Source organism: Streptomyces sp. NPDC087906, assembly GCF_055584925.1.
This window is the reverse complement of record NZ_JBVJLC010000003.1, coordinates 488206-503985: the sequence shown is the minus strand read 5'-3', so window position 1 is coordinate 503985 and position 15780 is coordinate 488206. Positions and strand designations below refer to the sequence as shown.

General features: G+C 71.8%; 13 protein-coding genes. 11 read left to right on the top strand and 2 right to left on the bottom strand.

The features are described 5' to 3' along the window. The first annotated feature begins 159 nt into the window (after positions 1-159). The 5 genes from ACZ63I_RS11705 to ACZ63I_RS11685 all read left to right on the top strand — a co-directional run bounded on the left by ACZ63I_RS11705 (position 160) and on the right by ACZ63I_RS11685 (position 6980). Positions 160-1050: an FAD binding domain-containing protein gene (locus ACZ63I_RS11705; protein ID WP_469337746.1), complete on the top strand. Its 891-nt coding sequence runs from the start codon at positions 160-162 to the stop codon at positions 1048-1050. Between the two features lie 2 nt (positions 1051-1052). Then, the gene (locus tag ACZ63I_RS11700) at positions 1053-1688 is read left to right on the top strand and encodes a (2Fe-2S)-binding protein (RefSeq protein WP_469337745.1); all 636 of its coding nucleotides are present in this window, start codon (positions 1053-1055) and stop codon (positions 1686-1688) included. A gap of 32 nt (positions 1689-1720) precedes the next feature. Next, entirely contained in the window at positions 1721-4162 is a 2442-nt protein-coding gene (locus ACZ63I_RS11695) for a xanthine dehydrogenase family protein molybdopterin-binding subunit (protein WP_469338348.1), read from the top strand. A gap of 132 nt (positions 4163-4294) precedes the next feature. Continuing rightward, positions 4295-5755, top strand: coding sequence for an NCS2 family permease (locus ACZ63I_RS11690; RefSeq protein WP_469337743.1), 1461 nt, complete (start codon positions 4295-4297; stop codon positions 5753-5755). A 70-nt stretch (positions 5756-5825) separates the two neighbouring features. Next, positions 5826-6980 carry an XdhC family protein gene (locus ACZ63I_RS11685; protein ID WP_469337741.1) on the top strand — a complete coding sequence of 385 codons (1155 nt, stop codon included), beginning with the start codon at positions 5826-5828 and terminating at the stop codon, positions 6978-6980. Positions 6981-7330: 350 nt separating this feature from the next. On the opposite strand, the gene ACZ63I_RS11680 is transcribed toward ACZ63I_RS11685, so the two are convergent. Next, positions 7331-8359: a LacI family DNA-binding transcriptional regulator gene (locus ACZ63I_RS11680; RefSeq protein ID WP_469337739.1), complete on the bottom strand. Its 1029-nt coding sequence runs from the start codon at positions 8357-8359 to the stop codon at positions 7331-7333. A 337-nt stretch (positions 8360-8696) separates the two neighbouring features. Between ACZ63I_RS11680 and ACZ63I_RS11675 the strand changes: the two genes are divergently transcribed. Continuing rightward, on the top strand, positions 8697-9182 hold the full coding sequence (locus ACZ63I_RS11675; RefSeq protein WP_469337738.1) for a lamin tail domain-containing protein: 486 nt from the start codon (positions 8697-8699) through the stop codon (positions 9180-9182). A gap of 134 nt (positions 9183-9316) precedes the next feature. Here the strand turns inward: ACZ63I_RS11675 and ACZ63I_RS11670 are convergent, their stop codons facing one another. Beyond that, a complete protein-coding gene (locus ACZ63I_RS11670; RefSeq protein ID WP_469337736.1) occupies positions 9317-10525 on the bottom strand; it encodes a lactonase family protein in 1209 nt (402 codons plus the stop codon). A gap of 216 nt (positions 10526-10741) precedes the next feature. Between ACZ63I_RS11670 and ACZ63I_RS11665 the strand changes: the two genes are divergently transcribed. From ACZ63I_RS11665 to ACZ63I_RS11645, 5 genes are all read left to right on the top strand, one after another. Next, positions 10742-12022 carry a VWA domain-containing protein gene (locus tag ACZ63I_RS11665; protein ID WP_469337734.1) on the top strand — a complete coding sequence of 427 codons (1281 nt, stop codon included), beginning with the start codon at positions 10742-10744 and terminating at the stop codon, positions 12020-12022. Continuing rightward, complete coding sequence (locus tag ACZ63I_RS11660; RefSeq protein ID WP_469337732.1) at positions 12022-12852, top strand: hypothetical protein; 831 nt, start codon at positions 12022-12024, stop codon at positions 12850-12852. The genes ACZ63I_RS11665 and ACZ63I_RS11660 overlap by 1 nt, the downstream gene beginning before the upstream one ends. Before the next feature lie 157 nt (positions 12853-13009). Further along, complete coding sequence (locus ACZ63I_RS11655) at positions 13010-13885, top strand: metallophosphoesterase family protein (protein WP_469337731.1); 876 nt, start codon at positions 13010-13012, stop codon at positions 13883-13885. After that, positions 13882-14595 carry a 4'-phosphopantetheinyl transferase family protein gene (locus ACZ63I_RS11650; RefSeq protein WP_469337729.1) on the top strand — a complete coding sequence of 238 codons (714 nt, stop codon included), beginning with the start codon at positions 13882-13884 and terminating at the stop codon, positions 14593-14595. The genes ACZ63I_RS11655 and ACZ63I_RS11650 overlap by 4 nt, the downstream gene beginning before the upstream one ends. A 65-nt stretch (positions 14596-14660) precedes the next feature. Then, positions 14661-15773 (top strand): winged helix DNA-binding domain-containing protein, encoded by a 1113-nt coding sequence (locus ACZ63I_RS11645; protein ID WP_469337727.1) that lies wholly within the window; start codon positions 14661-14663, stop codon positions 15771-15773. Positions 15774-15780 lie beyond the last annotated feature (7 nt).

The window sequence follows — 15780 nt, the reverse complement described above, 5'->3', positions numbered from 1 at the left end:
ACTGCCTCGGACGGAGCACGGCCCGGTGTACTGGGGCCACACAGCGTTAACAGCTCATGAATAACCTGTCGAATCTCCGGCCGTCTCCGGGCTTCAGCGCACGACCGATCGCCTCAGCGCACGACCGATCACGACCGATCACGAATGAAAGAGCCACTGATGGACTTCCTTCGTCCCGCCAGTTGGGAGGAGGCGCTCGCCGCCAAGGCCGAGCACCCCACCGCTGTGCCCATCGCGGGTGGCACGGACGTCATGGTCGAGATCAATTTCGACCACCGGCGGCCGGAGTACCTGCTGGACCTGAACCGCATCGGCGAGTTGCGCGAGTGGGCCGTCGGCGCCGAGAGCGTCCAGCTCGGCGCCTCCGTCCCGTACACCCACATCATGGAGCGGCTCAGGACCGAGCTGCCGGGTCTCGCGCTCGCCTCCCACACCGTCGCTTCCCCCCAGATCCGCAACCGCGGCGGCGTCGGCGGCAACCTCGGCACCGCGTCCCCCGCAGGGGACGCGCACCCGGCCCTGCTCGCCGCGGGCGCCGAGGTCGAGGTCGAGTCCGTACGCGGCGCCCGGCGCATCCCGATCGACGCGTTCTACACCGGCGTCAAGCGCAACGCTCTCGAAGCCGACGAGCTGATCAAGTGGGTGCACATCAAGAAGGCCGAAGGCCCGCAGCAGTACTCGAAGGTCGGCACCCGCAACGCGATGGTGATCGCCGTCTGCGCCTTCGGGCTCGCGCTGCACCCCCGTACCCGCACGGTCAGGACCGGCATCGGCTCCGCCGCGCCGACCCCCGTACGGGCCGCGACGGCGGAGGAGTTCCTGAACGCGGCGCTCGAAGAGGGCGGCTTCTGGGACAGCGGCAAGATCATCACCCCGTCGATCGCCAAGCAGTTCGCCACGCTGGTGTCGGCCGCCTGCAACCCCATCGACGACGTGCGCGGCACCGCCGCCTACCGCAGGCACGCCGTCGGGATCATGGCTCGCCGCCAGCTCGGCTGGACCTGGGAGCAGTACCGCGGCACCGGCCGCACGTTGGAAGGAGCTGCATAACCATGCGCGTGAACTTCACCGTCAACGGACGCAAGCACGAGGCCGACGACGTCTGGGAGGGCGAGAGCCTGCTGTACGTCCTGCGCGAGCGCATGGGCCTGCCGGGCTCCAAGAACGCGTGCGAGCAGGGGGAGTGCGGTAGCTGTACGGTACGGCTCGACGGCGTCCCGGTCTGCTCCTGCCTCGTGGCCGCCGGCCAGGTCGAGGGCCGCGAGGTGATCACGGTCGAGGGCCTGGCCGACTACGCCGAGCAGCGCGCCGAGGGCCGCAGGGGCGAGGACTCCCACGACTCCCACGGCGCCCACGACTCCCACGGCGCCCCCGCCGGCACCGACATCCAGCGCGCCCAGCAGTGGCAGGCCCGCCCGCCGGCGCAGGGCACCGACTCGCAGACCGGCGAGGGCGGCGCGCTGTCCCCCATCCAGCAGGCGTTCATCGACGCCGGCGCCGTGCAGTGCGGCTTCTGCACCCCCGGCCTGCTCGTCGCGGCCGACGAGATGCTGGAGCGGACCCCCTCGCCCACGGACGCGGACATCCGCGAGGCGCTGTCCGGCAACCTCTGCCGCTGCACCGGTTACGAGAAGATCCTCGACGCGGTGCGCCTCGCCGCCGCCCGGCAGGAAGAGGCGGTCCGATGACGAACCACGAACCGATGACGACCCAAGACCCGATGACGACCGAAGCCCCCACACCGGCGCCCCGCGCCACCGGCGCCGCCCGCGCCACCCGTCCCACCACAGGAACCCCCACCAGCCTCACCCAGGGCTCCCAGACCAAGGGCGGCATCGGCGAGTCCACCCTCCGCCCCGACGGCACCCTCAAGGTCACCGGTGAGTTCGCGTACTCGTCCGACCTGTGGCACGAGGACATGCTCTGGGGCCACACCCTGCGCTCCACCGTCGCGCACGCCGAGATCCGGTCCATCGACACCGCCGAAGCCCTCGCCATGCCGGGTGTCTACGCCATCCTCACGTACGACGACCTGCCCACCGACGTGAAGAACTACGGCCTGGAGATCCAGGACACCCCCGTCCTCGCGCACGGCAAGGTGCGCCACCACGGCGAGCCGGTCGCGATCATCGCAGCCGACCACCCGGAGACCGCGCGCCGGGCCGCTGCGAAGATCGTGATCGACTACGCCGAACTGCCCGTCATCACCGACGAGGCGTCCGCGACGGCGCCCGGCGCGCTGCTGATCCACGAGGGCCGGGACGACCACCACATCGGCCATGTCCCGCACCCGAACATCGTGCACCGGCAGCCCGTCGTACGCGGTAACGCCGACGAGGCCGCCAAGCGCGCCGATGTGATCGTGTCGGGGGAGTACGTCTTCGGCATGCAGGACCAGGCGTTCCTCGGCCCCGAGTCCGGTATGGCCGTGCCCGGCGAGGACGGCGGCGTCGACCTGTACGTGGCGACCCAGTGGCTCCACTCCGACCTGCGGCAGATCGCGCCCGTGCTCGGCCTGCCCGAGGACAAGGTCCGGATGACCCTGTCCGGTGTCGGCGGCGCCTTCGGCGGCCGTGAAGACCTCTCGATGCAGATCCACGCCTGCCTGCTGGCGCTGCGCACCGGCAAGCCGGTCAAGATCGTCTACAACCGGTTCGAGTCGTTCTTCGGGCATGTCCACCGGCATCCGGCGAAGCTCTGGTACGAGCACGGCGCCACCCGCGACGGCAAGCTCACCCACATGAAGTGCCGCATCGTCCTCGACGGCGGCGCCTACGCCTCCGCGTCCCCCGCCGTCGTCGGCAACGCCTCGTCGCTCTCGGTCGGTCCGTACGTCATCGAGGACGTCGACATCGAGGCCATCGCCCTCTACACCAACAACCCGCCCTGCGGCGCCATGCGCGGGTTCGGCGCCGTGCAGGCGTGCTTCGCCTACGAGGCGCAGATGGACAAGCTGGCCAAGCAACTGGGCCTGGGCCCGGTCGAGTTCCGCCAGCTCAACGCCATGGAGCAAGGCACACTGCTGCCGACGGGACAGCGCGTCGACTCACCGGCGCCCGTCGCCGAACTGCTGCGCCGCGTCAAGGCCAGGCCGCTGCCGCCCGAGCAGCAGTGGCTCACCGCCGGTGAGGCCGCCGACGTGCGGGCGCTGCCCGGCGGGCTTTCCAACACCACCCACGGCGAAGGGGTGGTACGGGGCATCGGCTACGCGGTCGGCCTCAAGAACGTCGGCTTCTCCGAGGGCTTCGACGACTACTCCACCGCGCGGGTGCGGCTCGAAGTCATCAACGGCGAGCCGGTCGCCGTCGTGCACACGGCCATGGCCGAGGTCGGCCAGGGAGGGGTGACCGTGCACGCGCAGATCGCCCGCAGCGAGCTGGGCGTCACCCAGGTCACCATCAACCCCGCCGACACCCAGGTCGGTTCGGCCGGCTCCACATCCGCGTCACGGCAGACGTACGTCACCGGCGGCGCGGTGAAGAACACCTGCGAGCACGTGCGCGAACAGGTCCTGGAGATGGGCCGCCGCAAGCTCGGCAGCTACCATCCGGCCTGGGCCACCGCCGAGTTGCTGCTCGAAAGCGGCAAGGTCGTCACCGACGGCGGCGAGGTGCTGGCCGGCCTGGTGGACGTACTCGGCGACGAGGCGGTCGACCTGGAGCTGGAGTGGGGCCACCGGCCGACCGCGGCGTTCGACCTCCGCACCGGGCAGGGCAACGGCCACGTCCAGTACTCGTTCGCCGCGCACCGCGCCGTCGTCGAGGTCGACACGGAACTCGGCCTGGTGAAGGTCATCGAACTGGCCTGCGCGCAGGACGTCGGCAAGGCACTCAACCCGCTGTCCGTGGTCGGCCAGATCCAGGGTGGTACCACCCAGGGGCTCGGCGTCGCGGTCATGGAGGAGATCATCGTCGACCCCAAGACCGCGAAGGTGCGCAACCCGTCCTTCACCGACTATCTGATCCCCACCATTCTCGACACACCGACCATCCCCGTCGATGTGCTCGAACTCGCCGACGACCACGCCCCCTACGGGCTGCGCGGCATCGGCGAGGCACCCACCCTGTCGTCAACTCCCGCTGTCCTCGCGGCCATCAGGAACGCGACAGGGCTCGAACTCAACCGGACGCCGGTACGTCCCGAGCATCTCACCGGTACGTAACCAGCCAACGGCGTTCCCGCCGTACCCAGTTCGCCTCGGGCCGTCCCCCGGGTCGTGCAGCCCACGCACCATCCCAAATCCCGCAATCCCAGTACCACGCGGGTGCCCCTGTGAACCTTGGGAGTAGGCACCATGACCCAGTCGTCGACAGAGCCGAAGACCACAGCCGAGGACGCCGGCTCAGGCTCACGTCCCCCGGCGGGCCGCTCGTGGCTCGACCGGTATTTCCACATAACGCACCGAGGGTCGACCGTCTCGCGCGAACTGCGCGGCGGCGTCACGACCTTCATGGCGATGGCGTACATCCTGCTGCTCAACCCGCTGATCCTGTCGGGCAAGGACGCGGCGGGCGACAGCCTCAGCCGCTCCGCGCTCATCACGGCGACGGCCTTCGCCGCCGCCCTCACCACCCTGCTCATGGGCTTCGTCGGCAAGGTGCCCTTGGCGCTCGCCGCGGGGCTGTCCGTGTCCGGTGTGCTGTCCAGCCAGGTCGTGCCCGTGATGACCTGGCCGCAGGCCATGGGCATGTGCGTGATGTACGGCGTGGTGATCATGCTGCTGGTGGTCACCGGGCTACGCGAGATGATCATGAACGCGATCCCGCTCGCGCTGAAACACGCGATCACCATGGGCATCGGGATGTTCGTCGCCCTGATCGGCCTGGTGAAGGCGGGCTTCGTGCACGCCTCCACCGGCGGCGGGCCCGTCACCCTCGGCCCGGCGGGACAGCTCGCCGGCTGGCCCGTGCTGATCTTCTGCGTCACCCTGCTGCTGATCTTCATGCTCCAGGCGCGCAACGTGCCCGGCGCGATCCTCATCGGCATCGTGATCGGCACGGTCATCGCCGTCGTGCTCAACGCCGTCGGCGACATCAGCCCCAAGGCGTGGGGCAGCGGCCCGCCCGAGCTGAAGGGCGGCGCGGTCTCGATGCCGGACTTCTCGCTGTTCGGGAAGGTCGAGTTCGGCGGCTGGGGCCAGGTCGGCGCCATGACGGTCGGCATGATCGTCTTCACCCTCGTGCTGGCCGGCTTCTTCGACGCGATGGCCACCATCATCGGGGTCGGCACGGAGGCCAAGCTGGCCGATGCCGACGGGCGGATGCCGGGGCTTTCCAAGGCACTGTTCATCGACGGCGCGGGCGGTGCGGTCGGCGGTGTGGTCGGCGGCTCGGGCCAGACCGTCTTCGTCGAGTCGGCGACCGGTGTCGGCGAGGGGGCGCGTACCGGCTTCTCCGCCGTCATCACCGGCCTGTTCTTCGCCGCCTGCCTGTTCTTCACACCGATCACCCAGATCGTGCCGGGCGAGGTCGCCGCCGCGGCGCTGGTCGTCATCGGCGCGATGATGATGCAGAACGCCAGGCATGTGGACTGGAGCGACCGGTCGGTCGCCATACCGGTGTTCCTCACCGTGGTGCTGATGCCGTTCACGTACTCCATCACCGCCGGCGTGGCCGCAGGCGTCATCGCCTATGTCGCCATCAAGATCGCCCAGGGCAGGGCGCGGGAGATCGGGGCCTTCATGTGGGGGCTCACCGCGGTCTTCCTCGTCTTCTACGCGCTGCACCCGATCGAGGCGTGGCTGGGCGTCTCCTGACCCGCCGTCACCCACATCAACCCGCTATCCATGCACGCCACTTGGCCGCCGGACCCTTGAGGAGACCGTCATGCTGGACATCGCCGAAGAGCTGAACCGGTGGGTCGGGCAGGGCCGGGACTTCGCCGTCGCCACCGTCGTGGCCGTCGGCGGCAGCGCGCCCCGCCAGCCGGGTGCCGCGCTCGCCGTCGACAGCGAGGGCACCGCGATCGGTTCGGTCTCGGGCGGCTGCGTGGAGGGTGCGGTGTACGAGCTGTGCCAACAGGTGCTCGCCGACGGCTCCGTGGTCCTGGAACGCTTCGGCTACAGCGACGAGGACGCCTTCGCCGTGGGACTGACCTGCGGCGGTGTCATCGACATCCTCGTCACACCGGTGCGCGCGGGCACCGCACGCCGCGATGTGTTCGCCGCCGCCCTCGCCACCGCGGCGGGCGGCGGGGCGGCGGCGCTCGCCCGCATCACGGAAGGCCCGGACGACCTGCGCGAACAGGCCCTGCTGGTACGGCCGGACGGCTCGTACGAGGGCGGACTCGGCGGCCACCCGGCGCTGGACCGTACGGCGGTGGGCGAGGCGCGCGCGATGCTGGACGCCGGCCGGACCGGCACCGTGGTGATCGGCGCGGGCGGCTCGCGGTGCGGCCGCCCTGTCACCCTGCTGGTCGAGTCCAGCGTCCCGCCCCCGCGCATGATCGTCTTCGGCGCCATAGATTTCGCTGCGGCGCTGGTGCGGGTCGGCACGTTCCTCGGATACCGGGTGACGGTGTGCGACGCGCGCCCCGTCTTCGCCACCCGCGAGCGTTTCCCGGACGCCGACGAGATCGTCGTCGACTGGCCGCACCGCTACCTGGAGTCGACGGAGACCGACGGTCGGACGGTGCTGTGCGTGCTCACGCACGACGCCAAGTTCGACGTACCGCTCCTGGAGGTGGCGCTCCGGCTCCCCGTCGCCTTCGTCGGCGCGATGGGTTCGCGCCGCACCCACGAGGACCGCAACCGGCGGCTGCGCGAGGTCGGTCTGACCGAGCGCGAACTGGCCGGGCTGCACTCGCCGATCGGCCTCGACCTGGGGGCGCGTACGCCCGAGGAGACCGCGCTGTCGATCGCCGCCGAGATCGTCGCGTGCCGGCGCGGCGGTACGGGAGTCTCGCTGACCGGGGCGCACACGCCGATCCACCACGACGGATCCCGCCGGGGCCCCGGCAGGCGCATCGGCTCGGTCGCCTGAGCCGGTCACAACTGCCGCTCGGTCACGATTGCCGCTCGGGTGGGACCGCCGATCGGGCACAACTGCCGCTCGGGTGGGACCGCCGGATCGGTGACGACCGCCGATCGGGCGGGACCGCGGTCAGGTGCGCCGTCCCGGGCCGCGACCCCCCACGGGCGCGGCACGGAACGGCGCGGCTACCTGCCCGTACGACCGGTGAGGCAGCGGCGCACCCGGAACCGGAGCGGCAGTCCGTGCGGGGTGGCGTGGACGGGAGACAGGCCCTCTCGCGGTTTTGGGAGCGCTCCCGAAAGACTTCTCCCACGCCTCGCCGCTGTCAAGGGCGGCGACGTTCTCTGTGTCCTGCGGGCTCAGCCCGACGCCCGCTGCACCAGCTCCGTCGGCAGCACCACGTGCTCGCGCGCCGCCTCCGGCGCACCGAGCGCCGTCAGCAGCACCCGCGCCATCGTGCGCCCCATCTCCTCCACCGGCTGGCGTACCGAGGTCAGCCGCGGGTCGGTGTGGCGGGCGATGGGGGAGTCGTCGAATCCCACCACCGCCACGTCCTCGGGGATCCGGCGGCCGGCGGCGCGCAGCGTGTGCAGGGCGCCGGCCGCCATCACGTCGGAGGCCGCGAACACCGCGTCCAGCTCCGGGTGGCGCTCCAGCAGCTCCGCCGTCGCACGCCGGCCGCCCTCCTCGGTGAAGTCGCCGTTCGCGATCCACGACGGGTCGGGCGCCGAGCCCGAGACGTCGCGCACCGCCTCCTCGTACCCGCGCAGCCGGGACTGCGCCACGTACATGTCCGGCGGTCCGGTGACCGTAGCGATGGCGCGCCGCCCCGAGCCGGCCAGATGGGCCACGGCCGAGCGGGCGCCGCCCGCGTTGTCGGCGTCCACGTACGCCACGGGCTCGGCGGCGGAGCGCCGGCCGCCGAGCACCGTCGGCAGACCGATCTGGGCGAGCAGGTCGGGCAGCGGGTCGCTGCCGTGCACGGAGACCAGCAGGACGCCGTCCACGCGGCGGGCGCCCGCGTACTGCAGGAACCGCTTCCGCTCGCTCTCGGTGCGCAGGAAGGTGAGCAGCAACTGCATGTCGGTGTCGGCGAACCCGTCGGCCACGCCGTGCACGATGTCGGAGAAGTACGGCTCGGCGAAGAACCGCTTCTCGTTCTCCGGGATGACCAGCGCGACCGCGTCGGTCCTGCTGCCCGCCAGCGCCCTGGCCGCCCGGTTCGGTACGTAGCCCAGCTCGCTGATCGCCTGCTCGACCAGGACCCTGGTGCTGTCCTTGACCCGCGGCGAGTTGTTGATGACGCGGGAGACGGTGCCCCGGCCGACTCCGGCGAGCGCCGCGACCTCTTCCAGGGTCGGCTGACCCGTACGTCCCTTCGCCACCATCTCTGCGACCTCCGGTCTGCATCTGTACGCCGTCCGGTGTGTGGGGGAACGGACTGCCGCGAGCACTCTCGCCATCCAACCACTGGGAGCGCTCTCATGCATATGTCGGCCTTGTGCCACCCGGGTCGTTGCAGGGGGTGTCGTGTGGCGTGCGGTGAGCGCCGGGGCGTACGCGCCTGGCGTGACGAGGGTGTGCAAATGTCCGTGTTTTGTAACCCGTAACCGCATTTTCTTCACCGTCGGCCGCCGGACCGCCACAGTGTGAAAGCGCCCGGCGACCGACCGGGCACAGGTACCAGCGGCACCCAGGGACGGGCGCCGTACGCAGGAGGTTCACATGTCCAACTCCGTATCCCGCACCGCAGCGGTCATCCTGGGCTCGGCCGCGCTGGCGGCCGGTGCCGTCCTCCCCGCCGTCGCCGCCGACCACGGGCACGGCCACGGCCACGGTCACGGCGCGCCGGCGCCGCACTCGACCGTCACCCTGGGCGAGGTCCAGTACGACAGCCCCGGACGCGACGACCGGTCCAACCGGAGCCTCAACGCGGAGTGGGTCACGGTCAAGAACACCGGCAAGCGCGCAGTGAACCTCAACGGCTACACGCTGGCCAAGGACAGCCGGCACGTCTACCACTTCAAGAACGTCCGGCTGGCCGCCAAGCAGTCGCTGCGGGTGCACACCGGCGTCGGCCGCGACACGGCGCGCGACCTCTACCAGGGCAGCCGCTTCTACATCTGGGACAACGACGACACGGCGACCCTGCGCGACAACCACCACCACGTGGTCGCCTCGAAGCACTGGGCGCCGAAGCACCACCACTGAGACATCCGACGGCGAGACGGCGCGACGGACTGACGGGAACGCACACTCGTACTCACACTGACACTGTCACGACATACCACTGTGCGCCACGGGCCGGCCGGCCCGTGGCGCACAGTGGTATGTACGGCAACCCGCTACAGCGGCAGTGCGCAGACCGCCACCGGCGAGGGGAACGGGTCCCCGGCGGGGCTGAGTTCGCCGCTCGCGAGGTCGACGTGGAAGACCGTCACCGTGCCGGAGTTCTGGTTCGCGGCGAACAGCAGCCCGCCGTCGGGCGAGAAGGCGATCTGCCGGGGGTAGTCGCCGCCGACCGGCACGGTGTCCAGCAGCCGCAGTTCGGCGCCGTCCGCCTCGACCGCGTACCGGGTCAGGCTGTTGTGGCCCCGGTTGGCGAGATAGGCGAAGGCGCCGTCGGCCGTGACCAGCAGTTCGGCGGGGAAGCTGCTGCCCGCGCCGCCCGCCCCGGTGGACTGCGGTTCCCCCGGGGTGAGTTCACCGCTCTGCGGGTCGTAGCCGCAGACGACCACGGTGTTGTCGAGTTCGTTGGCCAGATAGGCGTACGCGCCCGACGGGTGGAAGGTGAGGTGCCGGGGGCCCGCGCCAGGCCGCAGCGTCGCGTACGAGACCTGGCTGAGGGTGCCGGCCGACTCGTCGAGGCGGTACGTGTAGACGGTGTCGTTGCCCAGGTCGACGGCGAGGACATGGCCGCCGTCCGGGCTGGTGACGATCTGGTGGGCGTGCGGCCCGTCCTGTCCTGGGCCCGGTGCGGGGGCCGAGTGCTGGACCACGTCCGTCGCCTCGCCCAGCGCGCCCGTCGTGTCGATCGGGTGCACGGCCACACTGCCCGACGTGTAGGCGGCGCTCAGCAGCCACCGGCCGCTCGGATGGACCGACAGATGGGTCGGCCCCGCACCGCCCGCGCTCCTGCTGCCCAGCACCGAGGGGCTGCCGCCGTCGGCGGGCAGGGTGATCGCGGTCACCGCGCCGTCCTGCTGTTCGTCGACCGCGTAGAGCGTCGTACCGTCCGGATGGACCGCCAGATACGAGGGGTTGGCGACGCCGGTGAGCGTGCCGCCCGCCGTGACGGCGCCGGTCGTCCCGTCGTAGGTCGCGAGGCCGACGCCCGTTCCGCCGCCCTGCTGGGAGGTGTACGTCCCGAGGTACAGCGGCCGGCCGGCGGCGCGCGGTCCTGCGGGCAGTGGACTCCGGCTCAGCGGCGCGGTGTTCGCCTCCGCCGCCGCCGGTACGGCGGCCAGCGCCGCCGCCGCGGCGAACACGCCGAGCACCCGGCGCCTGCCGGGGCCGCCGGGTGGTTGTGCGTCCTGTCCTGTGCTCCTGCTCATGCCGGTCACCTCTGCGTGTGGGGGGTGTGACGGGTGGGGGTGTGACGGGTGGAGAGTGGTGGAGGGGGGATCGTGGTGGACGGGGGATCGTGGTGGACGGGGCGAACGCGCCCACCACAGTGGCCCGATCCGCTCGTCCCGACAAGTCCGGAACTGATATGACGGGCCGTCAGAACGCATTTGGTCCCGGTGGCCGCTTCTCCATATCATCCGGCGATGATCATAAGTAAACGGTCGGCGGTCGCCGCGTGCGGTCTGCTGGCCGCTCTGTCCTTCGGGCTCCTCGCGCCCTCCACCGCGGCAGCCGACGACGAACCCGCGGCGCAGCCCGCACCCAAGGTCGATCTCGTGCTGGACGTCAGCGGTTCGATGCGGACCCGCGACATCGACGGCCAGACCCGGATGACGGCGGCCAAGCAGGCGTTCAACGAAGTCCTGGACGCGGTACCGCAGGGGGTGGAGCTGGGGATCCGCACCCTCGGGGCCAACTACCCGGGCAAGGACACCAAGGTGGGCTGCAAGGACACCGAGCAGCTCTACAAGGTCGGCCCGCTGGACCGCACCGAGGCGAAGACCGCCGTCGCCACCCTCGCCCCCACCGGCTGGACGCCCATCGGCCCCGCGCTGCTGCGTGCGGCCGACGACCTCGAAGGCGGCGAGGCCACCCGCCGTATCGTCCTGATCACCGACGGCGAGGACACCTGCGCGCCGCTCGACCCCTGCGAGGTGGCCCGCGACATCGCGGCCAAGGGCATCCACCTCGTCATCGACACGCTCGGCCTCGTCCCCGACGACAAGACGCGCAAGCAGCTCACCTGCATCGCCGAGGCCACCGGCGGCACCTACACCTCCGTACGGCACACCGACGAACTGTCCGGCCGGGTGACCCAGTTGGTCGACCGGGCCGCCGATCCCGTGGTCACGCCCGTGGCCACCGAGGGCGCGGCGCGCTGCGCGCAGGCCCCCGAACTCAAGCCCGGTCTCTACAGCGACCGCGAGCGGTTCTCCGAACACCGCTGGTACCGCGTCGACGTCCGGCCGGGACAGGAGCTGCGCGCCTCGGTGAGCGTCTCCGCCGACCGCGCGGTCGACCTCGACTACGGCGTACTGCTGCGGGCCGTGACGCTGCACGGCAGGGAGATCGTGCGCGGCTCGGAGGCGGGCGCGGGGCGCACCGATGTGATCTCCGCCGGTCTGCGCTACCCGAAGCCGCCCGTCGACGAGGACGACGACGGCACCCCACCGCCCGCCGAGGCGGTCTGCCTTGAGGTCGGCAACGCCTTCTCGGCGCCCGACTCGGTGCAGACCACCCCGGGACTGCCGGTCGAGCTGACCGTCGCCCTGGTGGACTCGCCCGACGACCCCTCCGACGTCGCCTCCTTCGGTCTCGGCCGGGGCTGGTGGCTGCTCGGTCTGCTGACCCTCACCGGACTGGTCGCCGGACTGCTGTGGGGCTGGATCTCCCGCTGGCGTGTCGCTGTCTGGAGGAGCAACTGATGCGTACCACAGGTGTGTTCACGAGCGTTCTGCTCACGGGTGCTTTGGCGGGCGCGGTGTTCGCCGGCGCCGCAGGACCCGCCGCGGCCGACAGCCCGAGCCCGTCCGACACCGCCGCCACCACCGACGACGGTTCGGGCGACGACGGCTCGGCTGCGCCGACCGAGGCCGGCACGTCGTTCCGTACGGCGACGGCCTTCCGGCCGGGGCAGCGGCCCACGGCCGACGCGTCGACCGGCGACTACCTGTACTGGATGTTCCCCGTCGACGTGGGGCAGCGGGCCACCGTGACCGCCGAGGTCACCTTCCCCGACTCCTCGGCCAGGAAGTCGAGTTCCACCTGGCAGGTCGACGTGTACGACGGACTGCGCCGCCGCCAGCCGTGCGTCTACGGCGCGCAGACCCGGGCCGTCGCGGGAGACGCGGGCACGGTCGAACTGCGCTGCACGCTGCGCACCGTACGGGCCTGGGCCGAGCCGTGGTCCAACGACCCGCTGCCGGGCAGCTATTACATCCGGCTGACCGCGATCAACGCGCAGGAGCAGGACCTCGGGCTGCCGATGAAGGCGTCGATCGGGGTGCGGACGTCCGGCGAAGGCGGCGCGCACGCCGTCGGCGGCAAGCTCGCCGCACCGCTGACGCCCGGCGTCGCCGACGACGGAGCGGCGACGGCGCCCGAGGACGGCTGGTCGTCGGGCCGCTGGTCCGACCGCTGGCTGTGGACGGTCGGCGGCGGCGTGCTCGGCGCGCTCGCCGCCATCGCCGGCTACACCCTGGCCCGCCCCTCACGCCGCCGGGCGGCCCCGGCACCGCCGCCCGCGCAGTACTGAGCGCGAAAGCGCCGAAACGGCCGGTTCCGGGGGCCTGTTCACCCACAGGCCCGCGGAGCCGACCGTGTACAAGGCGCCTGCTTGCGACGGCCACCTGCGGGCCCGCAGGGGCACGCGCCCTCGCAGCACCGGAAGCCGCCGCGATAGCCTGGCGCGTGTGACTGTGCCCAGCGCCTCCGACGCCTCTGACCAGACGCCGAAACTCTTCGCGATCAGTGACCTCCACGTCGCGTACACCGAGAACCGCGACATCGTCGAATCGCTGCGCCCGCAGTCCCCGGACGACTGGCTCATCGTCGCGGGCGACACCGCGGAGAAGGTCGCGGACGTCGAATGGGCGCTGCGCACCCTCGCCGGCCGGTTCGCGAAAGTGGTGTGGACGCCGGGCAACCACGAGCTGTGGACGCACAAGCAGGACCCGGTGCAACTGCGCGGCGACGCCCGCTACCAGCATCTGGTGGCGCTCTGCCGGGAGTTGGGCGTGTCGACGCCCGAAGACCCGTACCCCGTCTGGCGGGGCCCCGGCGGTCCTGTCACCGTGGCGCCCCTCTTCGTCCTCTACGACTACACGTTCCGCCCGGCCGGCACCACGACCAAGGAGCAGGCGCTGGCCGTCGCGCACGAGTCGGGCGTGGTCTGCACGGACGAGATGGTGCTCCACCCCGACCCGTATCAGAGCCGTGAGGCCTGGAGCGCCGAGCGGGTCAGGATCACCGAGAAGCGGCTCGAAGACAGAACACCCGGTATGCCGACGATTCTGGTCAACCACTGGCCGCTGACCCGCCACCCCACCCGCGTCCTCACCTATCCCGAGTTCGCGCTGTGGTGCGGCACGGAAGCCACGGCCGACTGGCATGTGCGCTTCGAGGCCAAGGCGGTCGTCTACGGCCATCTGCACATCCCGCGCACCACCTACGAGGACGGGGTGCGGTTCGAGGAGGTCTCCGTCGGCTACCCCCGCGAATGGCAGCGCCAGCGGCACCCCGATCCCGCGCTGCGCCAGATCCTGCCCGTGCCGGGGTCCACGTCATGATCGGCGAGATACTGCCGCCGACCGTGGCGTCCGTGGCCAGGACGGACGACGTCGCCGAGCCCGACCTCTTCCCCGAAGAGGCGGCGCTGGTGGAGAAGGCCGTGCCCAAGCGGGTGCGCGAGTTCGGCACCGCCCGGCACTGCGCGCGCAGCGCGCTCGCCCAACTGGGCGTGGAGCGCGCGCCCATCCTGCGGGACCAGCGCGGCGCGCCGGGCTGGCCGGCCGGGACGGTCGGCAGCATGACCCACTGCGACGGCTTCCGCGCCGCCGCCGTCGCCAGGAAGAGCGACATCGTCACCCTCGGCATCGACGCCGAACCGCACGCCCGGATCCCCGACGGCGTGCTGGAGACCATCACGGTGGGGGACGAGCCGGCCCGTATCGGGAAGCTGTCCCGCACCCGGCCCGAAGTCCACTGGGACCGGCTGCTGTTCAGCGCCAAGGAGTCCGTGTACAAGGCGTGGTACCCGATCACCGGAAGCTGGCTGGACTTCACCGAGGCGGAGTTCGACATCGAAGCGACGGGCGCGTCCGGTGCGGCGGGTGCGGCGGGTGCGGCGGGTGCGGCGAGCGGCGGCTTCACGGCGCGGCTGCTGGTGCCGGGACCCGAACTGCCGGGCCACGGCACGCTCAAGGGGTTCACCGGGCGCTGGGCGGTGCGGGACGGCATCATCATGACGTCCGTCGTCCTCGCGGCTGCGTCCCGGTAGACCGGCTCCTCGCCGGCCGGTGTCGCGGACCGAAGGTGTCCGCAAGGCTCGGTACGGTTTCGGGCATGGCCTCGAAGACGACCGACCCCGTGCTCGGGGTGCACGCCCTCAACCGGGCGACCCTGGAGCGGCAGATGCTCCTGCGCCGCGACACGAGGCCGGCCGAGGACGCCGTCGCGCATCTGCTGGGGCTGCAGGCGCAGAACGTGAAACCGCCGTACTTCCAACTCGCGGCCCGGCTGGCGGGGTTCGTCCCCGAGGACCTGTCCGGGCTGATGGCCTCCCGCGCCGTGGCCCGGCTGGTGACCATGCGCTCCACGATCCATACGCACACCGCCGACGACTGCCTCACCCTGCGCCCGCTCGTCCAGCCCGCCCGCGACCGCGAACTGGGGCTCTTCCGCAAGGGGCTGACCGGCGTCGACCTCGACCGGCTGGCCGCGTACAGCCGCGCGTTCGTCGAGGAACAGCCGCGCCCGGTCAAGGAGTTGCGCGAGGCACTGCTGAAGCGGTGGCCGGACGCCGATCCGCAGGCGCTGACCGCCGCAGCCCGCTGCCTGCTGCCGCTCGTGCAGACCACCCCGCGCGGACTGTGGGAGACCAGCGCCCAGGTCACCCTCACCACGGCGGAACACTGGTTCGGCAGGCCCGCCGAGCCAGCGCCCGCCCCCGACGGGACCGTTCTGCGCTATCTCGCGGCCTTCGGACCCGCCTCCGTGAAGGACATGCAGACCTGGGCGGGGCTGACCCGGCTGCGGGCCGTCTTCGAGCGGCTACGGCCCCGGCTGCGCACGTTCCGGGACGAGAACGGCGGCGAACTCTTCGACCTGCCCGAAGCGCCGAGGCCCGACCCCGGCACCCCGGCGCCGCCGCGCTTCCTGCCGGAGTTCGACAACGTGCTGCTCTCGTACGCCGAGCGCGGCCGGATCGTCCCGCCGGCCTATCGGGGCCGCGCCTGGCGGGGGAACACCGGATACCGCACGCTCCTCGTGGACGGCTTCCTCGCGGGCGTCTGGCAGCCGCCGGAAGGCGGCGGCGCGCCCCTCACCGTCGAACTCTTCGCCGCCATCGGCCGCCGACAGCTCGCCGAGGTGACGGAGGAGGGCAAGCGGCTGCTCACCACCATGTACGCGGGCGCGGCCGGTGGAGTCCGCTACGCGAACTTCACCGGCGCCTGACCGCACG